This window comes from Nocardia sp. 852002-51101_SCH5132738, from assembly GCF_001665695.1.
Classification (GTDB): Bacteria; Actinomycetota; Actinomycetes; order Mycobacteriales; family Mycobacteriaceae; genus Nocardia; species Nocardia nova.
The window spans coordinates 1-5,068 of sequence record NZ_LZML01000216.1 but is presented as its reverse complement, the minus strand read 5'-3'; the positions used below and the strand labels follow the sequence as shown (position 1 = coordinate 5,068).

Genomic DNA, 5,068 nt, shown 5'->3' with positions numbered 1-5,068 from the left:
CGGTCCTTCCTGCCGAGCCATCAGGCTCGACTCATCGGACCGAGATCAGATCCACCGGAACACCGACAGTCCCCTGGCGAGCAGACTCGCCGAATTGAGCGCAGAGCGCCCGCGATTGAATGTTTCGCGACAACGCCGATACCGCCCGCCTGATGGTCACCGGTCATCCTGAGAATGGACGTTCCATTCGTTCAGGGCGCCTGGCGACGTCGACAGGGATCGACCACCGGGTCCTGGGTCGAGTTTGGTCGGGGTAGAGGAGGTCTTGTATTCGCGGGTCGTCGTGGTCGAAGGCTGCCTCGTTGTAGGGCTGCTCGGCGCTGGTGTGGTGGGCGATGCGAGGGCCGCGTTCGGGGAGATCGGCCAGTCGTAGTCGTTGGGTTACTGCGTCGCCGCGATCGGTCGTCCAGAGTGCCCACATCGGTCCTGCCGGTCCGGCGGGGTGGGTCAGGTCGCGGCTGGTGGTCGCGATGACCAGGCCGGGGGCACAACTGCCGAACGCGCGCCTCAGCGCGGTTCGTAACCCGGTCTCGCGGCGGGCTGAATGCACGGAGAACAACAGGATCCCGAATCTGTCGGTCGGGAAGCGCTGGTAGTCAGCAAGTTTGGAAGCGACGGTGTTCAACGACTCGGTGCCCGTGTCATATTCGAGGAAGAATCGCACCGTACGGCCGCGGTCTTCCCAACAGCCGTAGCCATCGGGATGGAGCTGGTCCTCGCCGGAGGCATTAGTCCAGAACATCTCGGCGCATTGGCGCTCCGACCACCACTGGGTCAGTCCCTGCAACCCATCCGGTGTGACCGGGTCATTGCGGCGGGTGGGGTTTCGGTGGGCGGCCAAGGCGCAGAAGAAGCCGTTGACGCCCAGGCGGTGTGTGAGCATCGGCGAGCACGCCAACCGCTCCAAACTCAGCGCGTACTTGGCCGGGGCAGGCGGGGTCTGCGCGCGCTGGGCCGCGATCAGGCGTGCGCCGAGATAGCCGAGGGCGTACCGTGTTTGGGTCGTGCCGCCGCCGTAGAGGGATTCGCGGAAGGCGAACAGCATTCCCATCTCGCGCAGTTTCCGCAACCGATCTTGTGCGCGGCGAACCGAGGCGAATTCCAGCGACGCGATCTGGTCGGTGGTCAACGCTTTGTGCTCGGCAAGCAGTGCTAGCAGTCGACGGTCACGATCGAGCAGACGAAACCACGGACCCGCGTCCGGATGCCCGGCGCCCCGAGGCACGCCACGGGGCCTGCCGCGCCGCCCGACGGGGGAATACGTATGAGTATTGGAATTCATTCTGGATTCAGTCCCCTTGCCTCGAATGCGGGCCCGACCGGCACGGATGCGGTTGTCGTGTTCGGCGTTTGGGGTGGCGGCTATAGGACGCCGACCACCCGCCACTGCATCCGCCCTACCAACCGCTGAGCCATCCGCAGTCCGGGTGGTGTCGCAGCTGGTCACCGGGCATCACCCTCGGCCGGCCGCCCGGCGCCTTCCGCGCGGGTCCAGAGGTTGGGCTCGTCGATGCCCACCGCACGATTCATCTGATCGTCGGTCGCGTCCGCAGGCGACCGGTCTGCCGTCTTCCACCGGCGTAGCACGCGGCGGCCGTAGTTGTTCGTGCCCGCGATCCGGTCCAGCTCCGCGCCGGACGGAGTCCGTCCCTTCGAACGCTCGCTGGTGTAGTACGCCCACATGCGCTGTTCCGCGGTCAGCTCGGCAGGTAGGCCAGACCCTGCCGGGACCGACGCGAGACGCACCACGGGCGCCATCGGCTCCGCAGTCCCCTCCGTCCCGTCGGTCTCGGTACTGGTCTCGTCCACGGTCCCGTCAGTCTCGGCGCGGTGCCGTTTCAGCGCACGGTTGAGTAACTCGACCGCCAGCAGCAACGCCACCGGTGGGCACGCGGCCACTGCGACGCTGAATACGCTCAGCCCCGGGGCTGCTGCGATATTGGCGCATAGCGATAGGCAGATCCCGAACACGAAGGCCGACCACGCTGCCCACCGGCCGCCCGCACTATCGTCGCGGCCGGTCTTCCACAGCTCGACCGTCGCCAGGGTCAACAGTCCGTCCACGATCAACGGCCAGATGCCGGCCGTCGTCTCGTCCGCACCGAAACGCAACGCGAACTCCCGACCGTGCCGGTACGAGGCGTACGCCGCGCCGAGCGCTACGACTGCGGTACATGCACACTGGATCAACAACGTCCGATCACGGCGACCCGAGAAAGCGCTGCTGCTCATCCCAGCGCACCTCCGGCCGGGGGCCCGCCTCGCAAATGACGGGGGGCACAGGCGAATACCTGCGAATCGGTGACCGATCGGCTGACCGGCACATGCGGAACGCGGATGTGGCGGTAGTCAGCCCCGCGCACCACGCAAGCCAGCTCATCGGCCTGCAACGCGGTCAAACCGGTGATGGTCTGCCCGGCATTCACTGCGCACCGCCACCGGAACGATGACGCCGGCGAACGATGTCAACTGTTGCGGAAACCCGCAGTTCGCGACGGGTGCGGTTACGTGTAGATGCTGTACGTGCCGCACCGGGGGCACCGAGAAGGTGCCCGGTGGATCGGGCGCAGCGCCCTGGTCGAGGCCCTGCGGGAGGACTTGGAACCCTGTGGTGCGTTGCCGCGTCCTATAGTCCGTAGCGAAGTTGTCTGTCGAGCGGGAGGACGTCGGGTGCAGCGACGAGTGGCAGGGGTGGCGGTCGCTATCGGGGCGGTGCTGGCGGTGGTGACAGCGGGGTGTAGCTCGACTACGGACGGTGCGGCTACCTCGACCACGAGCGATGCTGCTGCGGCAGTGTGGGATCCGTGCACTGGGATTCCGGATGGCGCTTTGACTGCGGCTCAGGTGGACCCCAGCACGAAGCAGTCCGGAATCGCTGGCGTCCATCAGTCGGGTTGGGAAATCTGCGCATGGAAGGGCGCGAAATACGCGATCTCGGTGTATTCGACCGCCAAGCATTCGCCCGGAGAGATCGCGAACAAGGGCGGCAACATCAATCAGCAGCCGGTCACGATGGCGGGGCGCCAGGGCACCCAGTTCGGAGAACAAGGGGCGGACCGAAACTGTGACGTCGTGTTCCAAACCGCACAGGGCTCGGTGCAAATCCAGGTGGTGGGTCGGTTGTCTGATGATGTGCCGATCGACCCATGCCCGACGCTTGCCAAGATTGGTAACGCGATCGTGCCGTCGATTCCGCAATAGCTAAGGGGGCAAGGGGATGGCGGGTAGTGACCTCAATGCTTGGCAACAGCAGGCTGTGGCGGCTCGTGCAGGGGAGCTCTATCTGGACGATGAGCAAGTAGCTCGGGAGTGCCTCGCGGCCTGCAATAAGCGCATCGAAGATTTGGAGAACATGAACCTGCTCATCGGGCAGGTCAAGACGGTTTCCGGCTTCGGTGACTTCGATATGGGGCACATGCTCGAGGGGCAGTTCAAGCTCCAGGCGACCGGCGATGACAACTCCATCGACAAAATCATTTCCGACCACATCGAGACCGTCAAGAATATGCGGGAGGTCATGGCGATTTCGCTGGCTCGGCTCACCGGCCAGGACTACACGAACTCGACCACACTGAACGGGATCATCGACCAGAACCCCGCGCCGAAGAAGTAGCCGGACTGGGCCTTTCGGGCCGAACTGCCTTGTCGCCCGTCCTATCCGGGAAACCACGGGACGAGGTTCTCGCCGATTCGAGCCAGTAGTTCACAGGGTTCCGGCGGATTATCCATTGCTGCGCGGATCAGTACCTGAAGTTGGACGACGCCCTGCTGTGCAGCGAATACGACGTTGCAGTTGAGGTGTTTCGATGCTCCGTCAAGCCTGAATTGCCGACCGCTGCGGCCGGCGATCGTCACGTCGGTGAAATCGACGTTGCCGGGCTTGTTCTCGAACTGATCGACGGTGCGCGCGGTCGAGTAGACGGTGATCGAGTACTCGGGGCCGCGCCATCCGCAGATCCTCCAGCCGATTTGCTCGATACCGGCGATTCCGGATTCGCTGCTCGACGCATCGACGTTCGACGCGCGCAAGGCATCGGCGGGTATGCCGGTAGACGGGTCCCACAGAGCGGTTGTCTCGGCGGTTGGTGTGGCTCCGGCGGTAAGCCGGCACCCAGCCGCTTGCACCGCTGTGCATATCGCCGTCGCTATGACATGTCGCCGTATTGATTCCTCTACTCCGCCACTCGGACACAGATCAGCCTGAACTGGAGCGCCCCCATGCGGTTCGGGTGCTTCCGCGATTGTTTGTAGGACGAAGCGGACTGCCGCCTCAGGGCCCCATGTGATCGCGATCGCGACTGCCGCCGGCGCGCGCTGCGCCCACTTGTCGGCGAGGTCGATGCGCCAGGCAGCGTAATTGGGCTTCATTGTTCTCCCTATCATCGAGAGGTTGTGTTCGTGCCGTGCAGGTGCGTGTACGACCAAGGCACAACACAGCTGGTTGCGCGGTGTGCGGGGACGGCAATGGGCACGCCCCGTGGCATTTCGACACCAAACCGCGGCTGCGAGACTGTGGTTTCGGTTAGCCGCTGGTGGCCCAGCGGGCGAAGGACGGTCAAGTCCAAACGGGTGGTGTATCGGGTGATTGCCGCGTGATCCTGTTCGATCAGGCGGTCAGTGCAGGGGTGGGGTCCTCCTGTTCGTCGGTGGGGTCGGTGACGCCGCGGGAGCGAGCCAGCACGTCCAGGCCGAGATAGCGGCGGCCTTCGATCCATTCGTCGTGCTGCTCGGCCAGGACGGCGCCGACGAGCCGGATGATGGCTTGGCGGTCGGGGAAGATGCCGACAACGTCTGTGCGCCTGCGGATTTCCTTGTTCAACCGTTCCTGGGGATTGTTGGACCAGATCTGACGCCAGATCTGTTTGGGAAACGCGGTGAACGACAGCAGATCGGCCCGAGCGGCGTCGAGGTGAGCTGCCACCTTCGGCAACTTCTCGGTCAGTGCGTCGAGCATCCGATCATATTGAGCAGCAACCGATTCAGAGTCGGCCTGGTCGAACACCGAGTGCAACAAGGTCCGCACCCATGGCCACGACGATTTCGGGGTTATCGACATCAGATTCACCGT

6 protein-coding genes are annotated in these 5,068 nt (G+C 64.5%); 2 read left to right on the top strand and 4 right to left on the bottom strand.

All coding sequences use genetic code 11. From position 1 onward, the window contains the following. Window positions 1-163 precede the first annotated feature (163 nt). Entirely contained in the window at window positions 164-1,225 is a 1,062-nt protein-coding gene (locus tag A5789_RS34205) for a replication-relaxation family protein (RefSeq protein ID WP_082941152.1), read from the bottom strand. Between the two features lie 218 nt (window positions 1,226-1,443). Further along, on the bottom strand, window positions 1,444-2,232 hold the full coding sequence (locus A5789_RS34200; RefSeq protein ID WP_082941151.1) for a DUF2637 domain-containing protein: 789 nt from the start codon (window positions 2,230-2,232) through the stop codon (window positions 1,444-1,446). 438 nt (window positions 2,233-2,670) lie between these two features. On the opposite strand from A5789_RS34200, the gene A5789_RS36165 reads away from it, so the two are divergent. Together A5789_RS36165 and A5789_RS34185 are read left to right on the top strand one after the other, a co-directional pair. Beyond that, complete coding sequence (locus A5789_RS36165) at window positions 2,671-3,201, top strand: DUF3558 domain-containing protein (RefSeq protein WP_193615598.1); 531 nt, start codon at window positions 2,671-2,673, stop codon at window positions 3,199-3,201. 16 nt (window positions 3,202-3,217) lie between these two features. Then, window positions 3,218-3,613, top strand: a complete 396-nt coding sequence (locus tag A5789_RS34185; RefSeq protein ID WP_155525895.1) for a hypothetical protein — start codon at window positions 3,218-3,220, stop codon at window positions 3,611-3,613. A 41-nt stretch (window positions 3,614-3,654) separates the two neighbouring features. Here the strand turns inward: A5789_RS34185 and A5789_RS36160 are convergent, their stop codons facing one another. Both A5789_RS36160 and A5789_RS34175 read right to left on the bottom strand, forming a co-directional pair. Continuing rightward, window positions 3,655-4,368: a DUF3558 domain-containing protein gene (locus A5789_RS36160; RefSeq protein WP_193615599.1), complete on the bottom strand. Its 714-nt coding sequence runs from the start codon at window positions 4,366-4,368 to the stop codon at window positions 3,655-3,657. A 238-nt stretch (window positions 4,369-4,606) separates the two neighbouring features. Beyond that, window positions 4,607-5,068 (bottom strand): transposase (locus A5789_RS34175; protein WP_197516794.1); only part of this gene is annotated, 462 nt, incomplete at its 5' end.